The organism is Sphingobacterium sp. Lzh-3, from assembly GCF_046764375.1.
Classification (GTDB): domain Bacteria; phylum Bacteroidota; class Bacteroidia; order Sphingobacteriales; family Sphingobacteriaceae; genus Sphingobacterium.
Genome location: NZ_CP177226.1, coordinates 5921357 through 5935910, shown reverse-complemented (window position 1 = coordinate 5935910; position 14554 = coordinate 5921357). Strand labels below are relative to the sequence as shown.

Sequence of the window (14554 nt, the reverse complement as noted above, 5' to 3'; positions counted from 1 at the left end):
CAATATTAAAGTATTGCAATTGTATTCGCAAATTCTTTTAGGGAAACATCAGTTGGATTGACATCGGTAATCAAATAAGAAATATCACGTAGCGGCACAACTTTCATTTTTTGAACTGAATTTAGTTTCTCAGCAATACTTAAAATAGCCACTTTTTTTGAGCATTTAATCATCGCACGTTTGATTTGTACCACCTCCCAGTCAGAGTCGGTCACTCCGTCTTCTACGGAAAGAGAATTTGTCCCCAACAAACAAAGATCGACTTTAAGATCCGCCAATTCATTAGCTACCTGGGCTCCGGAAACAATGTTTGTATTGCGTGAAAGTTTTCCGCCAACTAAAATGACTTCAAGATTTGGCTTTTCGGCCAATTCTAGTGCAACTAATGGACTTATAGTAAAAAATGTACACTGAAGATGATCGGGTATTGTTCTCGCTAATTCAATTAAGGTTGTCCCGCCGCCGACTAAAACAGTCATTCCATTGGAGATTAAAGTGCTTGCTTTCTTGGCAATTTCTTTTTTTGCCTCCTTGGCATATACGTTTCCATCCTGAAAAGGGAATTGAAAAGATTTTGATAATGCCCCACCATAGACTTTTAGAACTTTTCCATTCTCGGCGAGTTCGTTTAAGTCACGTCTAATTGTATCTTCAGACACATTCAGTTGAACACTTAGATCTGACGATAAAACTTTGTTATGTAGGTTAATCTGATGTATAATGAATGCTTGTCTTTCTTCCTTTAACATTGGTCTTTGGTTTTTAATCGGAATTTAAAAATAATTAAAAAAATCAGTCTAAATGTAGTGAAAATTATTCTTCCTTTTTGTCAATTTTTGTTACGCCAGCTTTGAACCTCGGTTTGAAGCCTGTGGGTTTACTGGCAGCGGCTTCCTGTGTTTCTGTGCTGCTGTTTTCAGGTTCAGCCTTTACGTTGGTATCTAACTTAATTTCATCTTTCGTATCGGGCAGCTGTGTCTGTTCAGAAGTTTCCGTTTTGGTTACGCCAGCTTTGAACCTCGGTTTGAAGCCTGTGGGTTTACTTGCAGCGGATTCCTGTGTTTCTGTGCTGCTGTTTTCAGGTTCAGTTTTTACGCTGTTATCTAACTTAATTTCGTCTTTCGTATCGGGCAGCTGTGTCTGTTCAGAAGTTTCCGTTTTTGTTATGCCAGCTTTGAACCTTGGTTTGAAGCCCGTGGGTTTACTGGCAGCGGATTTCTGTGTTTCTGTGCTACTGTTTTCAGGTTCGGTCTTTACGCTGTTATCTAACTTAATTTCGTCTTTCGTATCGGGCAGCTGTGCCTGTTCAGAAGATTCCGTTTTGGTTACGCCAGCTTTGAACCTTGGTTTGAAGCCTGTCGGTTTACTGGCAGCGGATTCCTGTGTTTCTGTGCTGCTGTTTTCAGGTTCAGCCTTTAAGCTGGTATCTAGCTTAATTTCGTCTTTCGTATCGGGCAGTTGTGCCTGTTCAGAAGATTCCGTTTTTGTTACGCCGGCTTTGAACCTTGGTTTGAAGCCTGTGGGTTTTGGAGCGGAGTTTGTTGTCTCGTCCGTCGTTTCTTCGGATGCAGATGTGCTTGCGGCTGCGTCAGGAGCTTTTGTTACTCCAGCTTTGAACCTTGGTTTGAAGCCTGTGGGTTTTGGAGCGGCTGTTGTTGCCTCGTCGGTCGTTTCTTCGGATGCAGATGTGTTTGCGGCTGCGTCAGGAGCTTTGGTTACACCAGCTTTGAACCTCGGTTTGAATCCTGTGGGTTTTGGAGCGGCTGTTGTTGCCTCGTCGGTCGTTTCTTCGGATGCAGATGTGCTTGCCGCTGCGTCAGGAGCTTTGGTTACTCCGGCTTTGAATCTCGGTTTGAAGCCTGTCGGTATTGAATCAGGAGTGGATTCCGCTGAATCAGTTATTTCCTTTTTGGATGTTGCCTCGACTTCATCTTCTACGGCTGTAGGCGGAGCCTTGAATCGCGGTTTAAAGCCTGCTGGTTTTGCCGTATGAATACTGGAGGTCTCGGATGCTGTATCAGTGATAACCTGCTTTACAATAGGTTTTGCAATGACAGTTTCCTCCTCTGCTAGATGGAAACTTTTTCGGAGCTTGTTGAACCAAAACTTTTTGCTGTGGTCAAAACTCTTTTCTCCCATAGCAGAGTAATGTGCTTTGAACTCTTCAAATAAAGGTCCATCTGCAGCTTGTAAAGCTTTTAAATCAATTTTCTTTTTTATGAAAAATTCTTCAAAAGTCATCCTGTTATGAGTTTAATATAGTCTATTACAAATGTAGTAATTTTTCTGACGCAGCTGGGAGGCCTAAAATAAAAAAGAGCGACTAGCGCTCTTTTTTATTGTTTTATAGGTTCAATAGCTTAAGCCATGTTATGGTAAACTGCTTGAACATCGTCATCTTCTTCGATTTTATCGATCATCTTCAACACATCAGCAGCTTGTTCCTCTGTAATATCTGAATGCGATAAGGCAATACGTTCCAATTTCGCAGATGTTACTTCAATTCCCTTTTCTTCAAGTAATTTTTGCATATTACCAAAGTCTTCAAAAGAAGTTTGAACGACAGCAATATCATTGCCTTCTTCATCAGCTTCTACGTACAATTCTTCTAAGCCTCCATCGATCAACTCTAATTCAAGCTCTTCTAGGTCCAGTTCGTCTGTTGCAGCAAAACGGAAAATAGATTTACGATTGAAAATAAAATCCAATGATCCTGTTTTTCCCAATGAACCACCTGCTTTTGTAAAATAGCTACGGATGTTTCCTACGGTGCGGTTGGTGTTATCTGTTGCAGTTTCAATTAAAACAGGTACACCATGCGGACCATAGCCTTCGTATACATATTCTTCGTAACCTTTTGAATCTTTTTCTGAAGCACGTTTGATTGCGGCTTCGATACGATCCTTGGGCATATTTACTGCCTTGGCATTGTGTATTGCTGTACGAAGTCTCGAGTTGGTTTCAGGGTGAGGGCCGCTTTCTTTAACCGCCATGGCGATTTCTTTACCTAAACGTGTAAATTGAACGGCCATTTTGGCCCAGCGTTTGAATTTCCGCTCTTTTCTGAATTCGAAAGCTCTTCCCATTGTTATATTTTGTTTTTAAGATTTTCAATCATGTCGACTGTCATCTTCTGGATGTCAAATTCCGGCGTCCAGTTCCAGTCTTTTCTTGCATAAGAATCATCTAGACTAGCAGGCCATGAATCGGCAATCTGTTGTCTTGGATCGTTCTCGATGTAAGAGATTGCAAAATTAGGAAGAATTTTTTTAATTTCTTGTGCAAGTTCTTTTGGCGTAAAAGTAATACCACCAAGGTTATAACTGTGACGAATGCTTAGGCTTTCTTTCGGTGCATCCATTAATTCGAGTGTACCACGGATGGCATCCTCCATATATAACATGGGTAATGCTGTGTTTTCAGATAAGAAACAGGCATAAGTCCCGGTTTTCAATGCTTCATAAAAAATATCGACTGCATAATCTGTCGTTCCACCCCCTGGTTCAGTTTTCCAGGAAATGATGCCCGGATAACGGACACTACGAATATCCAGGCCACGGTGTTCCTGATACCATTCGATGAGGCGCTCACCTGCGAGTTTGCTGATGCCATAAATCGTGTTCGGATCCATGACGCAATATTGTTCGGTATTTGTTTTCGGAGAATGTGGCCCAAAAACAGCAATAGAGCTTGGCCAGAATATCTTGGAGACTTTATAGTTCACGGCTAGATCAAGAACATTCAATAGACCATTCATATTCAATTCCCAAGCCTTTTCAGGGTATTTCTCACCTGTAGCCGAAAGCATGGCAGCTAGTAGATAGACTTGAGTAGGTTTGTATTGTTGAAATAATGTCTCGAGTCCGTTTTTGTCAAGAACATTAGCGATTTCGAAATTTTCGTCAGGGCTTTTAATCTGTGGTTCTCTAATGTCAGTGGTTACAACATTGTCTGCACCAAATTTTTTGCGCAAGGCGATAGCTAATTCTGTGCCGATCTGGCCATTTGCACCAATGATAATAATGCTTTCTTTCATTTGTAAGTTTTATTTTATGAAGCTCCCGCTTTCACTATATTGAGGATCTATACTCAAGAATATAAATGAATCGCTTCGCTCGTTTCTTCCTATCGATATAATAGGATCTAGCCTGACATAATTTACGTTTCATCATGTAATGAAAAATGAAATTTCAACCATGGCGGTTTATGATGCAAATATAAAGGCTTTTCAGTATCTATCAACTTTGATGGCTTTGGGGGGGAAGGGAAAAAATGCTAATTTATAGACTCTCTTGGCTGTTTTTATGAGATTTTAAACTGTTTCAATCGTTTGTTCTTTTTTTTTGAATAAGCAGCGAAAATTTTTATTTTTTTTGAATTGCATTGATCTTGATTTCTAGCAATAGTTATGGGGTGCAGGGATTCCTTTTTTAGCAATTATGGTGGAAAAATTCCTAATGTTGTGATATTTTTAGTAGAGGGTGTAATATTTTGTTATTTTAATAGCGGAATTAGGGAATATTTTTTAAATTTGAAGAATTCATTCTTCGAGAATCAACTAAAAACAAAATCAAATAACAATTTTATATACACAATTTAAACACAGACAAAAATGAAAGTGGCAGTAGTCGGCGCAACAGGCCTTGTAGGTACTGAGATGCTAACCGTGTTGGCGGCGCGAAATTTCCCAGTAACAGAATTAATTCCAGTAGCTTCAGAGCGTAGTAAGGGTAAGGAAATTGAATTCAAGGGAAAGAAGTATAAGGTGGTTACACCATCTGAGGCTATTGCTTTGAAACCTGATGTTGCGTTATTTTCTGCTGGTGGTGATACCTCGAAAGAATTCGCACCTAAATTTGCTGAAGCTGGAATTACAGTGATCGACAATTCTTCGGCATGGCGTATGGACCCAACAAAAAAGTTGGTTGTTCCAGAAGTAAATGGCGATGTGTTATCTGCTGAAGACAAGATTATTGCAAACCCGAATTGTTCAACTATACAAATGGTGGTGGCTTTAAAGCCATTACATGATAAATATAAAATCAAACGTGTTGTAGTTTCTACTTACCAATCTGTAACAGGTACTGGTGTTAAGGCCGTTAACCAGTTAATGGATGAGCGTGCCGGAAAAGATGGTGAAAAAGCTTATCCTTATCAGATTGATTTGAACGTTATTCCGCATATAGATGTTTTCCAAGAAAATGGATACACGAAAGAGGAAATGAAGATGATTTTGGAAACAAATAAAATCATGCGTGATGATTCTATTAAAGTAACTGCAACGACAGTGCGTATTCCGGTTATGGGAGGACATTCTGAATCATTGAATATTGAATTTGAAAATGACTTTGATTTGAATGATGTACGTGCAGCTTTAGCGGCACAAAGTGGCTGTATTGTTGTTGATGACCCTGCGTCACTACAATATCCAATGCCAAAGGATGCGCACGGCAGAGATGAGGTTTTTGTAGGACGTATCCGTCGTGATGAATCTCAGCCAAATACCCTTAACATGTGGGTAGTAGCAGATAACTTACGTAAAGGCGCTGCAACAAATGCAGTTCAGGTAGCGGAGTTATTGGCCGAAAAAGGATTGATCTAACTCAAGTAGATTCCATAATAAATATGGAGCCCCCACGAATACATTCATGGGGGCTCTTTTTGTTCTATCGTAAAATCATCAATTTATAACTGATGATTTGGCCCTTGATACAGGAGCTAGAAATTATGGCGTCAATGTTTTGGGTTGGATAGAAAATTCAATCTTGTCATTCAACGGCGCGTAAGCTTCTTTGCTTTGCTCTTCCAGCCGATCTGGAAATAGAATGCCGAAAAGATGATCCGTTTCGTGCTGAAAAATAACAGCAGTAAAACCCTCGATATTTTCTTCGATCACTTTACCTTCTTTATTGATGTATTGTAGGCGGATAGCATAACTCCGTAATACATCCTCTTTACGATTAGGGATAGAAAGACAGCCTTCGGCGCCTTTGCGTTTCAGTTTGGAGCGCCATAGAATTTTAGGATTTACATAAAATTCAAATGGTTGATCTGGTTTGTCAAATCGCTGTACCCAGATTAGATTTTTATTTATACCGATTTGTGGCGCTGCGATGCCTACACCGGGGTGATTGGGATCACGTACAGTCGCGAACATTCTTTTGGAAAGTGATTCAATCAATGGGTCGTTGTATTTGACATCACTGCTTGTCGCTTTTAAAACTTTCAGATCTTTATCGTCTGTTGTTTGCAATACGCGAAGAATTGCATTTTCATCTCCTGATAAAATGATTTTCTTGTCGGCAGCACTGAACTCCTGTCCTGCGTTAAGGTTGACTGGTCTTTCATTCTTTGACTTATGAAATGCTTTTTCTCCGGCCATAATTTTTGTTTCTAAATTGTTCTCAACTGGGGGGACTGGGCAGCGGTAGCCATTGCTATAAGCGCAATACGGATTATAGGCTTTGTTAAAGTCTATCTCAACATTGTTTCCTTTAATGTCGTCTGTTGATAAATCGATATACCGGCCCCCGCTATAGCTTTCCTGACCATTTGTTAAATCTAAAAATGGTAAAAATAAATGGTTTTTGTATGCAGGATTTTGAAATAATGCGACACTTTGGTAGATATTCAACGTATGTTGTTTTCCATGAAGAGTAAAGGTTATGATGGCGTAACGTTTGTACTCGTTGCTTGTGCCATCGTAGGTCGGCATCCGGAATACCGGTTCGTTAAATAAAACATCAATTTTGGCGTTGACTTTATACCCCGCATCTATAGGAAAGTAATCCAAAAACGCTACTTGATCTGATTTCAATGGACCATATTGTTCTTTCGCTAATTCAGAGGCTTTTTTTTCACGAAGAGCCGTAATTTGTTGCTCATATTTACTTTGAGCATGCGTATTTAAGCATAAGGCTAAAAGGAAACTGGCAATAAGTGTTTTTTTCATTTGTGTAAATATTTATTCTTCCGATTTCGCACAGCCAAATGCTGCATCGCCTCTGGTGTTGCCTTGATCAGTGTGCCTATAGGACAAGTCTATTGGCCCGTAATAACCGGATTGAATTCGGTGATCTATTGCCTCAAAAAGCAAGTTAGCTTGTTGTTGTTAAATAGTCTATCAAAGTTATAGTTTTTTTGGTTAAAAAATCAAAATTAAAAGATCAAAAACGAGAAGAGGATGTATTAGAAAGCGTAGTCCAGTTGAAATATTAAATCTTCCTGTGTAATACTCAGGACTACTTTGTATTTTTGTGAAAAATATATATCCATGAGATTGATGGCCTTTGATTACGGTACAAAACGAATAGGGGTTGCGGTGACCGATCCAATGCAAATTATCGCTACAGCATTGACGACAGTACATCCGCAAGATATCTGGACATACTTAGCCGATTATTTACAGACAGAACAGGTGGAAGCGTTTGTTGTAGGCAAGCCACGGCAGCTGGATGGGACTGACTCTGAATCCGCACAACATGTTGTCGGTTTTATTCGGAAGCTGAAGAAGACTTACCCCACGATTGCTGTCGCCGAAATAGATGAGCGTTTTACTTCTAAAATGGCTTCTGCAGCGATTGCACAAAGTGGAAAAAAAAAGAAGGACCGTCAACAAAAAGGACTGATTGATACCGTGTCTGCAACGATCATTTTGCAAAGCTACATGGATAGCCGTAATTTTTAGATACACAACGACTGATAAGTCAAACAAAAATGAATAAAAAGATAGAAGGATGAAGAGCATATTATTTTTTACCGAGGATACGGATTTCAAATTAAAAGAAAAGGGAAAGATTCGTCAATGGATTGCTGATGCTATCAAATCCGAAGGATTTAAACGTGTTGGCGAATTGAGCTTTATCCTTTGCTCGGATGCTTACTTACTAGAAATCAATAAGCAGTATTTAAATCACGATACCTATACTGATATCGTGACCTTTGATTCTTCCGAATATGATGACACCATCGCTGGTGATATTTTTATCAGCGTGGAACGTATTCAGGAGAATGCTGCGAAATTTAAGGTTGATGTGCGTGACGAGCTTCATCGGGTTATTATTCATGGTGTGATGCACCTGTGTGGCTATCCGGATAAAAAGCCGGCAGATAAAGCCAAGATGACCGCCAAGGAAGATGAGTATCTAGGTAAAAGAAACTTTTAACATACTCCATCGTACGCTTATTAAGGCCAACAGTTCGGTGAACTGGTTGAGGGTTCTATTTTCCGCGAGAGTGAGAAGGCAACAACATAAAAAAAGCGCTTTACAATTTGTAAAGCGCTTTTTTTATGTTGTTTCTAACGACTAGAATCTTTCAAATTGAGAGAAGAAGAAGTTTCCTTCGATAGCAGCATTCTCATCTGAATCCGATCCATGGATAGCGTTTGCGTCAATAGATTTAGCATATTTGTTACGGATTGTACCTTCCGCTGCATCAGCAGGATTAGTCGCGCCGATCAATGTGCGGAAATCTTCAACAGCATTATCTTTTTCCAAGATTGCAGCAACGATAGGACCTGAAGTCATAAATTTTACCAACTCACCATAGAAAGGACGCTCTTTGTGTACTGCATAGAATGCACCAGCTGTCTCTTGAGAAAGTTGGATGTATTTCATTGCAATGATTTTAAAACCACCAGCAATGATATCGTTTAAGATTGCACCGATGTGACCATTCGCTACTGCGTCAGGTTTGATCATCGTAAAAGTTCTGTTAGTTGCCATTATTTTAATTTTTTTGCAAAATTAGATAAATTGCTTTTCATATGCAATATCATTAGGCTTCATATAGACACAATTATTGAAAATCCAACCGGCTGATGCAACCCTTGTTGCTAAGTTATTGCCTTCTCGTCCCAAATCTATGCCTATTCTGAAATAGATGTTTCCCTATGTTCCTGGTCCAATGTTTTTTGACGATATGTAACAGGGCATTGTGTCCGACCGTTTATAGAAAAGTAAAAAAACAATTGATCTAAGTTCAATACGAATATGTAACTTTGTGATATTATGGCATTAAATCTAACAGTAGACATCGATAAAGACTCAGGCTTTTGCTTTGGGGTGGTATACGCTATTGATATGGCGGAGGAGATCTTGGAGGAGGATGGATATCTTTATTGTTTGGGGGATATCGTTCATAATGATGAGGAAGTTGCTCGATTGAAAGCAAAAGGCTTACGTATTATTGATCATGCCGCTCTGCCCACCTTGCGTAATGAAAAGGTATTGATCCGTGCTCATGGTGAAGCTCCCGAAACTTATCGTGTTGCTTTGGAAAACAACATTACCCTGATAGATGCCTCTTGTCCAGTGGTGCTCAAGCTGCAGAACCGTATCAAAACGTCGTTCGATCAAGAGGAGAAAATTTTAATCTTTGGGAAGCATGGACATGCTGAAGTGATCGGCTTACAGGGGCAGACAAATAATGAAGCCTTAGTTTTTCAGGATATTGCCGAATTGGATCAAGTCGAATTGCCGGCCTCATTTACCCTATACAGCCAAACAACAAAAAGCGTGGATAAATTTTATGCCATCAAAGACGAACTGATTAAGCGCGGGTATGAAGTGAAGGCCAATGATACCATCTGTCGACAAGTTTCCAATCGATACGAGGATCTTGGCGCTTTTGCCAGACAATACGATAAAATCGTCTTTGTATCGGGCAAGAAATCCTCCAATGGAAAGGTGCTGTTTGAAGTTTGTCAAAACGCCAATCCCGCGAGTTATTTTATTTCTGATCCAGCTGAATTAGATGCATCGGTCTTTGCTGAAAACGATCGTATTGGTATCTGTGGCGCTACTTCTACGCCAATGTGGTTGATGAAAGACGTAAAAGCAAGTTTAGAAGCATTATAGACACAATTACCCGTCACAGATATTTCATAATTCCGCGGTTTAGATCCCGAGTGCATTCTTTTTTGCTTAGCTTTGTAAGCTATGAGCAATAAAGGTAAAAAAGGTATTCTTTTAGTACAATTGGGTACACCTGATAGTCCCACTACTCCAGATGTAAAAAAGTATTTAACGGAGTTCTTAATGGATCCACGTGTCATTGATATTCCCTATTTTCAACGAACCTTATTGGTGAAGGGAATTATTGCACGTACACGTGCTCCCAAATCTGCAAAAGTATATGCAACGATCTGGGATAAAGAAACGGGATCACCTTTGATGCATTACAGTATTTTGCAACGTGATCTGCTTCAAGAAGCATTGGGGGAAGAATACCATGTTGAATTAGCGATGCGTTACCAAAACCCATCGATTGAGGCTGCATTGAAAAATATGGAAGGCTTATTTTTGGAGTCCATTCGCGTAATCCCTTTATTTCCACAGTACGCTTCGGCAACATCGGGCTCGGTCATTGATCGTGTCATGGAACTAATCCGCAAATGGAATTATCTGCCGGAAATCAGTTTCGTAAGCAATTTCTGCACAGACGATTTGATGGCAGAAACTTATGCAGATCATGCCCGCAGGCACGATCTGGAAAGTTTTGACCATTTTGTCTTTAGCTATCATGGCCTTCCTGTGCGACAGCTTGGCAAAGTGGATCCGACAGGTCAGCTCAAATGCCCCGAATCAGGTTGTGATTCCTGTAAAACAACTGCCAATTCATACTGTTATCTCTCGCAATGCTATGCAACAACACGGGCGATAGCTGCCAAGCTTGGGTTAAAAAAAGAACAATATTCGCTTTGCTTTCAATCCAGGTTAGGTAAAGAGCCCTGGATACAGCCATATACCTCGGATTTGTTGCACGACCTTGCCGCGAAAGGTTATAAGAAGTTATTAATTTTCAGTCCTGCTTTTGTGGCGGATTGTATCGAGACCATTGATGAAATTGGCGTGGAATATGCTAATGAATTTAAGCAGTTGGGTGGAGAAGAGGTTTGTTTGGTAGAAAGTCTTAATGATGATCCCAAATGGATCGAGTCTTTAAAACAATTGGCACTCAATGCCAAAAATTAAAATAGGTAAAAGATGTTGTTGATAAACGCGTGTGTATTACTCATATTGGATTTTTATATTTTCGTTGCGCTCCGCGCAACGAAAATTAAATTTCCCAAAACAAAAGTATTTTCCATCCTCTGGTGGTCTTATTCTGTTTTACTGCTATTGGGAGTTTTTATCTCAGCACAATATAGTATTCCCTTAATCGTACGGTCGGTTATTTTAGTCGCCTTTTTTCTGACTGCCGCATCAAAGATATTTTTCTTTTTGATTTTATTGATTGATGATATCAGGCGCGGAGGTGTGTGGTTAAAACGGCTATTCACAAAAAAGAGATCTATTGAGGACTTAGTTGAAGATGCCGGAGACCCTTTACCGGAAAATCCGGTTAAAGGAATTAGCCGATCCGAGTTTTTGACCAAAGCCGGTATTCTAGTTGGTGCCTCACCCTTGATACCATTGAGCTGGGGTATTATTTCAGGAGCCTATGACTATCGTGTAAGGAGAGTGCCGTTGTATTTGCCAAATTTGCCCAAAGCATTTCATGGAATGACCATCGCGCAGATTTCAGATGTGCACTCGGGATCTTTCTACAATAAAAAAGCTGTCAACGGTGGTATTGATATGCTTTTAAAGGAAAAAGCTGATGTGACATTTTTTACCGGTGATATTGTGAACGCCCAAGCTTCTGAAATGCGGGGCTATCAAGATATTTTTGCTCGTGTGAAATCTGATTTAGGCGTGTTTTCTACATTAGGTAACCACGACTATGGTGACTACTATTATGGTAAAGAAGATTCTCCTGCAAAACGCAAGAACCTCAAGGATGTAATCGATGTTCATAAAATTATGGGCTGGGATCTTTTAATGGATGAAAATCGCAAGATTAAGGTCGATGGCGAAGAACTTTGTATTGTTGGGGTGCAGAATTGGGGGACAGGTCGTTTTCCGAAACATGGTGAGATCAAAAAAGCGTTAATGGGTACCGAAGAGCAGCCTGTCAAATTGCTGTTGTCTCACGATCCGTCGCATTGGCGGGCACAAGTATTGGATACCGATGTGGATGTGATGTTTGCCGGACATACACATGGTATGCAATTTGGTGTACGATCCGAGATGTTGCAATGGAGTCCGGTACAATATATTTATAAAGAATGGGCAGGGCTTTATCGTGCACAACAGAACAAACGATTATACGTGAATGTAGGCTATGGTTTTTTGGGTTATCCAGGACGCGTTGGAATTCTACCTGAAATTACCATATTCGAATTGTTAAAAGCGCAAGACCCAAAGTTTAAAGCCTAAAAAATCTGCTTTGACTTTTGAGTTAATATAGCTATAATTGTGTATTCTGTACACCAGTTATACATAACATGCAATCAACTTTAAACTTTGGGGACTCTCCCCACACACGTGTTAATATTCTTACCGGGGAAAAAGTACTTGTCTCTCCGCATCGTAGTAAAAGACCATGGCAAGGACAGGTAGAGGATCTTCCGGGAGATAATAGACCGGAATATGATCCGCAATGCTATTTGTGTCCAACCAATAAACGGGCAGATGGTGATGTCAATCCAGATTATAAAGAAAGTTTTGTCTTCGTGAACGATTTCTCGGCTTTATTAAAAGATACAAGCCAACAGGAATTTAATGAGGATGAATTATTTGTCGCAGAGACTGAAAGAGGGATCTGTAAGGTAATTGCGTTCACGCCACGCCACGATCTTACACTACCCGAAATGGATCAGGCCGCAATCAAATCGGTGGTTGATCTTTGGCAAAAGGAATTTGTCGAACTCTCCAAGGTTGACTGGATCAAATACATCCAGATTTTCGAAAATAAAGGCGCGATTATGGGCTGTAGTAACCCACATCCACACGGACAGATCTGGTCACAAAATCATTTGCCAGTAGAAATACAAAAAGAATGCGTTCAGCAACAGCAATATTTCAATAAATATCAACGTACAATCCTGTCAGACTATGTTAAAGCGGAGTTGAGAAAAGAGGAGCGCATTATTGACGAAAATGATTCTTTTGTTTCTCTAGTTCCTTTTTGGGCCGCATGGCCTTACGAAACGATGATTGTCAGCAAACGATCTATCCAAAACATTGCCGGGTTTGACGAGAAGGAAAAGACGGATTTTGCCGCTATCCTCAAGTTATTGACGACGCGATATGACAATCTCTTCAAAACATCCTTCCCCTATTCTGCAGGAATGCATCAGGCCCCGGTAAATGATGGTGACCACCCCGAGTGGCATTGGCATATGCATTTTTATCCACCATTACTGCGTTCTGCGACGGTTAAGAAGTTTATGGTCGGCTACGAGATGTTAGCAAATCCGCAACGTGATATTACACCGGAAGTTGCCGCAGAACAACTGCGAAATTGTTCGACAGTTCATTATAAAGCTAAATAAGATGATAACAAAAGATACAATTGTAAATAAATTTAAAGAACACTATCAAGAAGAACCTCTTGTCGTTACTTCCCCCGGACGGATTAATATTATTGGAGAACATACGGATTATAACGATGGATTTGTATTGCCTGCTGCAATTGACAAAGCAATATACGTTGCTGTAAGTAAGCGATCGGATGATAACATTGTATTATATGCAGAAGATTATCAGGAACGTCATGAGGTAAAACTAACAGATATTGCTATCTCAGAAAAACATTGGCCAAATTATATTCTCGGAGTTGTGGATCAATATCAGAAACGTGGTGCAACTTTAGGTGGATTCAACCTGTATATCGATGGTGATGTGCCACTGGGGGCCGGATTATCGTCTTCAGCAGCCGTTGAATGCGCGGTTACTTTAGCGCTTAGTGAGCTTTTTGAGCTACATGTAGAGCGACTTGATATTCCACAGATTGCACAAAAAGCTGAACATACCTACGCTGGTGTGATGTGTGGTATCATGGATCAGTTTGCATCAGCCTTTGGTAAAGAGAAAAATGTTATTAAACTGGATTGCCGTAGTTTGGGTTTCGAGTATGTTCCACTTGATCTTAAGGGTTATGAAGTTGTGTTATTGAATACAAACGTAAAACACTCATTAGCTTCTACGGCTTACAATACACGTCGTGAACAGTGTGAGCAAGCTTCTGCATGGGTTCGGGAAAAATACCCGGAAGTCAAAAATCTGCGTGATGTAACAGTGGCAATGTTGGATGAATTGGTGAAAGACAAAGATGCCGATATTTATGCGAAAGCTAGTTTTGTGGTTCGTGAGAATGAACGCGTAGAGAAATCGTGTGATGCACTACGTTCAGGAGATGTTGTTCAGCTTGGACAGTATATTTTTCAGAGCCATGAGGGATTAAGTAAAGTGTATGAAGTCAGTTGTCCAGAACTGGATTATCTAGTGGATTACGTCAAGCAATTTCCTGAGGTGATCGGTGCCCGAATGATGGGGGGCGGTTTCGGTGGCTGTACGATCAATATCGTCAAAGAAGGTGTATTACCTTCAATTTTGCCAACACTCGAAAAAGAATACAAACAGAAATTTGATAAAGAACTTTCGGTCATTCAGGTCAGGATTGCCGACGGTACCCGCGTACTTTGATGAACAAAAAATAAGGGGAA

14 protein-coding genes are annotated in these 14554 nt (G+C 40.2%); 8 read left to right on the top strand and 6 right to left on the bottom strand.

What is annotated here, in order from left to right:
* Nucleotides 1-5: 5 nt before the first annotated feature.
* From ACLCDV_RS24810 to ACLCDV_RS24795, 4 genes are all read right to left on the bottom strand, one after another.
* Complete coding sequence (locus ACLCDV_RS24810) at nucleotides 6-749, bottom strand: DeoR/GlpR family DNA-binding transcription regulator (protein ID WP_046673148.1); 744 nt, start codon at nucleotides 747-749, stop codon at nucleotides 6-8.
* 64 nt (nucleotides 750-813) lie between these two features.
* Nucleotides 814-2241 carry a hypothetical protein gene (locus tag ACLCDV_RS24805; RefSeq protein WP_411972490.1) on the bottom strand — a complete coding sequence of 476 codons (1428 nt, stop codon included), beginning with the start codon at nucleotides 2239-2241 and terminating at the stop codon, nucleotides 814-816.
* Nucleotides 2242-2360: 119 nt separating this feature from the next.
* On the bottom strand, nucleotides 2361-3086 hold the full coding sequence (locus tag ACLCDV_RS24800; protein WP_075994546.1) for a YebC/PmpR family DNA-binding transcriptional regulator: 726 nt from the start codon (nucleotides 3084-3086) through the stop codon (nucleotides 2361-2363).
* A gap of 2 nt (nucleotides 3087-3088) precedes the next feature.
* Nucleotides 3089-4036, bottom strand: coding sequence for an NAD-dependent epimerase/dehydratase family protein (locus ACLCDV_RS24795; RefSeq protein ID WP_411972489.1), 948 nt, complete (start codon nucleotides 4034-4036; stop codon nucleotides 3089-3091).
* 576 nt (nucleotides 4037-4612) lie between these two features.
* Between ACLCDV_RS24795 and ACLCDV_RS24790 the strand changes: the two genes are divergently transcribed.
* Nucleotides 4613-5602, top strand: coding sequence for an aspartate-semialdehyde dehydrogenase (locus ACLCDV_RS24790; RefSeq protein ID WP_088163260.1), 990 nt, complete (start codon nucleotides 4613-4615; stop codon nucleotides 5600-5602).
* Nucleotides 5603-5725: 123 nt separating this feature from the next.
* Here the strand turns inward: ACLCDV_RS24790 and def are convergent, their stop codons facing one another.
* A complete protein-coding gene (def, locus tag ACLCDV_RS24785; RefSeq protein WP_317669180.1) occupies nucleotides 5726-6952 on the bottom strand; it encodes a peptide deformylase in 1227 nt (408 codons plus the stop codon).
* A 321-nt stretch (nucleotides 6953-7273) separates the two neighbouring features.
* Between def and ruvX the strand changes: the two genes are divergently transcribed.
* Both ruvX and ybeY read left to right on the top strand, forming a co-directional pair.
* Nucleotides 7274-7687 carry a Holliday junction resolvase RuvX gene (gene ruvX, locus ACLCDV_RS24780; protein ID WP_088163258.1) on the top strand — a complete coding sequence of 138 codons (414 nt, stop codon included), beginning with the start codon at nucleotides 7274-7276 and terminating at the stop codon, nucleotides 7685-7687.
* 49 nt (nucleotides 7688-7736) lie between these two features.
* Nucleotides 7737-8165 carry an rRNA maturation RNase YbeY gene (ybeY, locus tag ACLCDV_RS24775; protein ID WP_333577342.1) on the top strand — a complete coding sequence of 143 codons (429 nt, stop codon included), beginning with the start codon at nucleotides 7737-7739 and terminating at the stop codon, nucleotides 8163-8165.
* A 141-nt stretch (nucleotides 8166-8306) separates the two neighbouring features.
* Here ybeY and ACLCDV_RS24770 read toward each other — a convergent pair whose 3' ends face one another.
* On the bottom strand, nucleotides 8307-8726 hold the full coding sequence (locus ACLCDV_RS24770) for a nucleoside-diphosphate kinase (protein WP_075994543.1): 420 nt from the start codon (nucleotides 8724-8726) through the stop codon (nucleotides 8307-8309).
* A gap of 285 nt (nucleotides 8727-9011) precedes the next feature.
* On the opposite strand from ACLCDV_RS24770, the gene ACLCDV_RS24765 reads away from it, so the two are divergent.
* The 5 genes from ACLCDV_RS24765 (at nucleotide 9012) to galK (ending at nucleotide 14534) form a co-directional block, all read left to right on the top strand.
* Entirely contained in the window at nucleotides 9012-9860 is an 849-nt protein-coding gene (locus tag ACLCDV_RS24765; RefSeq protein ID WP_075994542.1) for a 4-hydroxy-3-methylbut-2-enyl diphosphate reductase, read from the top strand.
* 81 nt (nucleotides 9861-9941) lie between these two features.
* Nucleotides 9942-10976, top strand: a complete 1035-nt coding sequence (hemH, locus tag ACLCDV_RS24760) for a ferrochelatase (RefSeq protein ID WP_317669182.1) — start codon at nucleotides 9942-9944, stop codon at nucleotides 10974-10976.
* Between the two features lie 12 nt (nucleotides 10977-10988).
* A complete protein-coding gene (locus ACLCDV_RS24755) occupies nucleotides 10989-12263 on the top strand; it encodes a metallophosphoesterase (protein ID WP_411972488.1) in 1275 nt (424 codons plus the stop codon).
* 68 nt (nucleotides 12264-12331) lie between these two features.
* Nucleotides 12332-13381, top strand: coding sequence for a UDP-glucose--hexose-1-phosphate uridylyltransferase (locus ACLCDV_RS24750; protein WP_075994539.1), 1050 nt, complete (start codon nucleotides 12332-12334; stop codon nucleotides 13379-13381).
* A 1-nt stretch (nucleotide 13382) separates the two neighbouring features.
* Nucleotides 13383-14534, top strand: coding sequence for a galactokinase (gene galK, locus ACLCDV_RS24745; protein ID WP_411972487.1), 1152 nt, complete (start codon nucleotides 13383-13385; stop codon nucleotides 14532-14534).
* Nucleotides 14535-14554: the final 20 nt, after the last annotated feature.

Excerpts from the sequence above, each read along its gene's own strand:
- ACLCDV_RS24790 (WP_088163260.1), top strand. The coding sequence starts at position 4,613 with ATGAAAGTGGCAGTAGTCGGCGCAACAGGCCTTGTAGGTACTGAGATG.
- ruvX (WP_088163258.1), top strand. The coding sequence starts at position 7,274 with ATGAGATTGATGGCCTTTGATTACGGTACAAAACGAATAGGGGTTGCG.
- ybeY (WP_333577342.1), top strand. The coding sequence starts at position 7,737 with ATGAAGAGCATATTATTTTTTACCGAGGATACGGATTTCAAATTAAAA.
- def (WP_317669180.1), bottom strand. The coding sequence starts at position 6,952 with ATGAAAAAAACACTTATTGCCAGTTTCCTTTTAGCCTTATGCTTAAAT.
- galK (WP_411972487.1), top strand. The coding sequence starts at position 13,383 with ATGATAACAAAAGATACAATTGTAAATAAATTTAAAGAACACTATCAA.
- ACLCDV_RS24795 (WP_411972489.1), bottom strand. The coding sequence starts at position 4,036 with ATGAAAGAAAGCATTATTATCATTGGTGCAAATGGCCAGATCGGCACA.
- ACLCDV_RS24755 (WP_411972488.1), top strand. The coding sequence starts at position 10,989 with ATGTTGTTGATAAACGCGTGTGTATTACTCATATTGGATTTTTATATT.
- ACLCDV_RS24805 (WP_411972490.1), bottom strand. The coding sequence starts at position 2,241 with ATGACTTTTGAAGAATTTTTCATAAAAAAGAAAATTGATTTAAAAGCT.
- ACLCDV_RS24765 (WP_075994542.1), top strand. The coding sequence starts at position 9,012 with ATGGCATTAAATCTAACAGTAGACATCGATAAAGACTCAGGCTTTTGC.
- ACLCDV_RS24800 (WP_075994546.1), bottom strand. The coding sequence starts at position 3,086 with ATGGGAAGAGCTTTCGAATTCAGAAAAGAGCGGAAATTCAAACGCTGG.
- hemH (WP_317669182.1), top strand. The coding sequence starts at position 9,942 with ATGAGCAATAAAGGTAAAAAAGGTATTCTTTTAGTACAATTGGGTACA.
- ACLCDV_RS24810 (WP_046673148.1), bottom strand. The coding sequence starts at position 749 with ATGTTAAAGGAAGAAAGACAAGCATTCATTATACATCAGATTAACCTA.
- ACLCDV_RS24750 (WP_075994539.1), top strand. The coding sequence starts at position 12,332 with ATGCAATCAACTTTAAACTTTGGGGACTCTCCCCACACACGTGTTAAT.
- ACLCDV_RS24770 (WP_075994543.1), bottom strand. The coding sequence starts at position 8,726 with ATGGCAACTAACAGAACTTTTACGATGATCAAACCTGACGCAGTAGCG.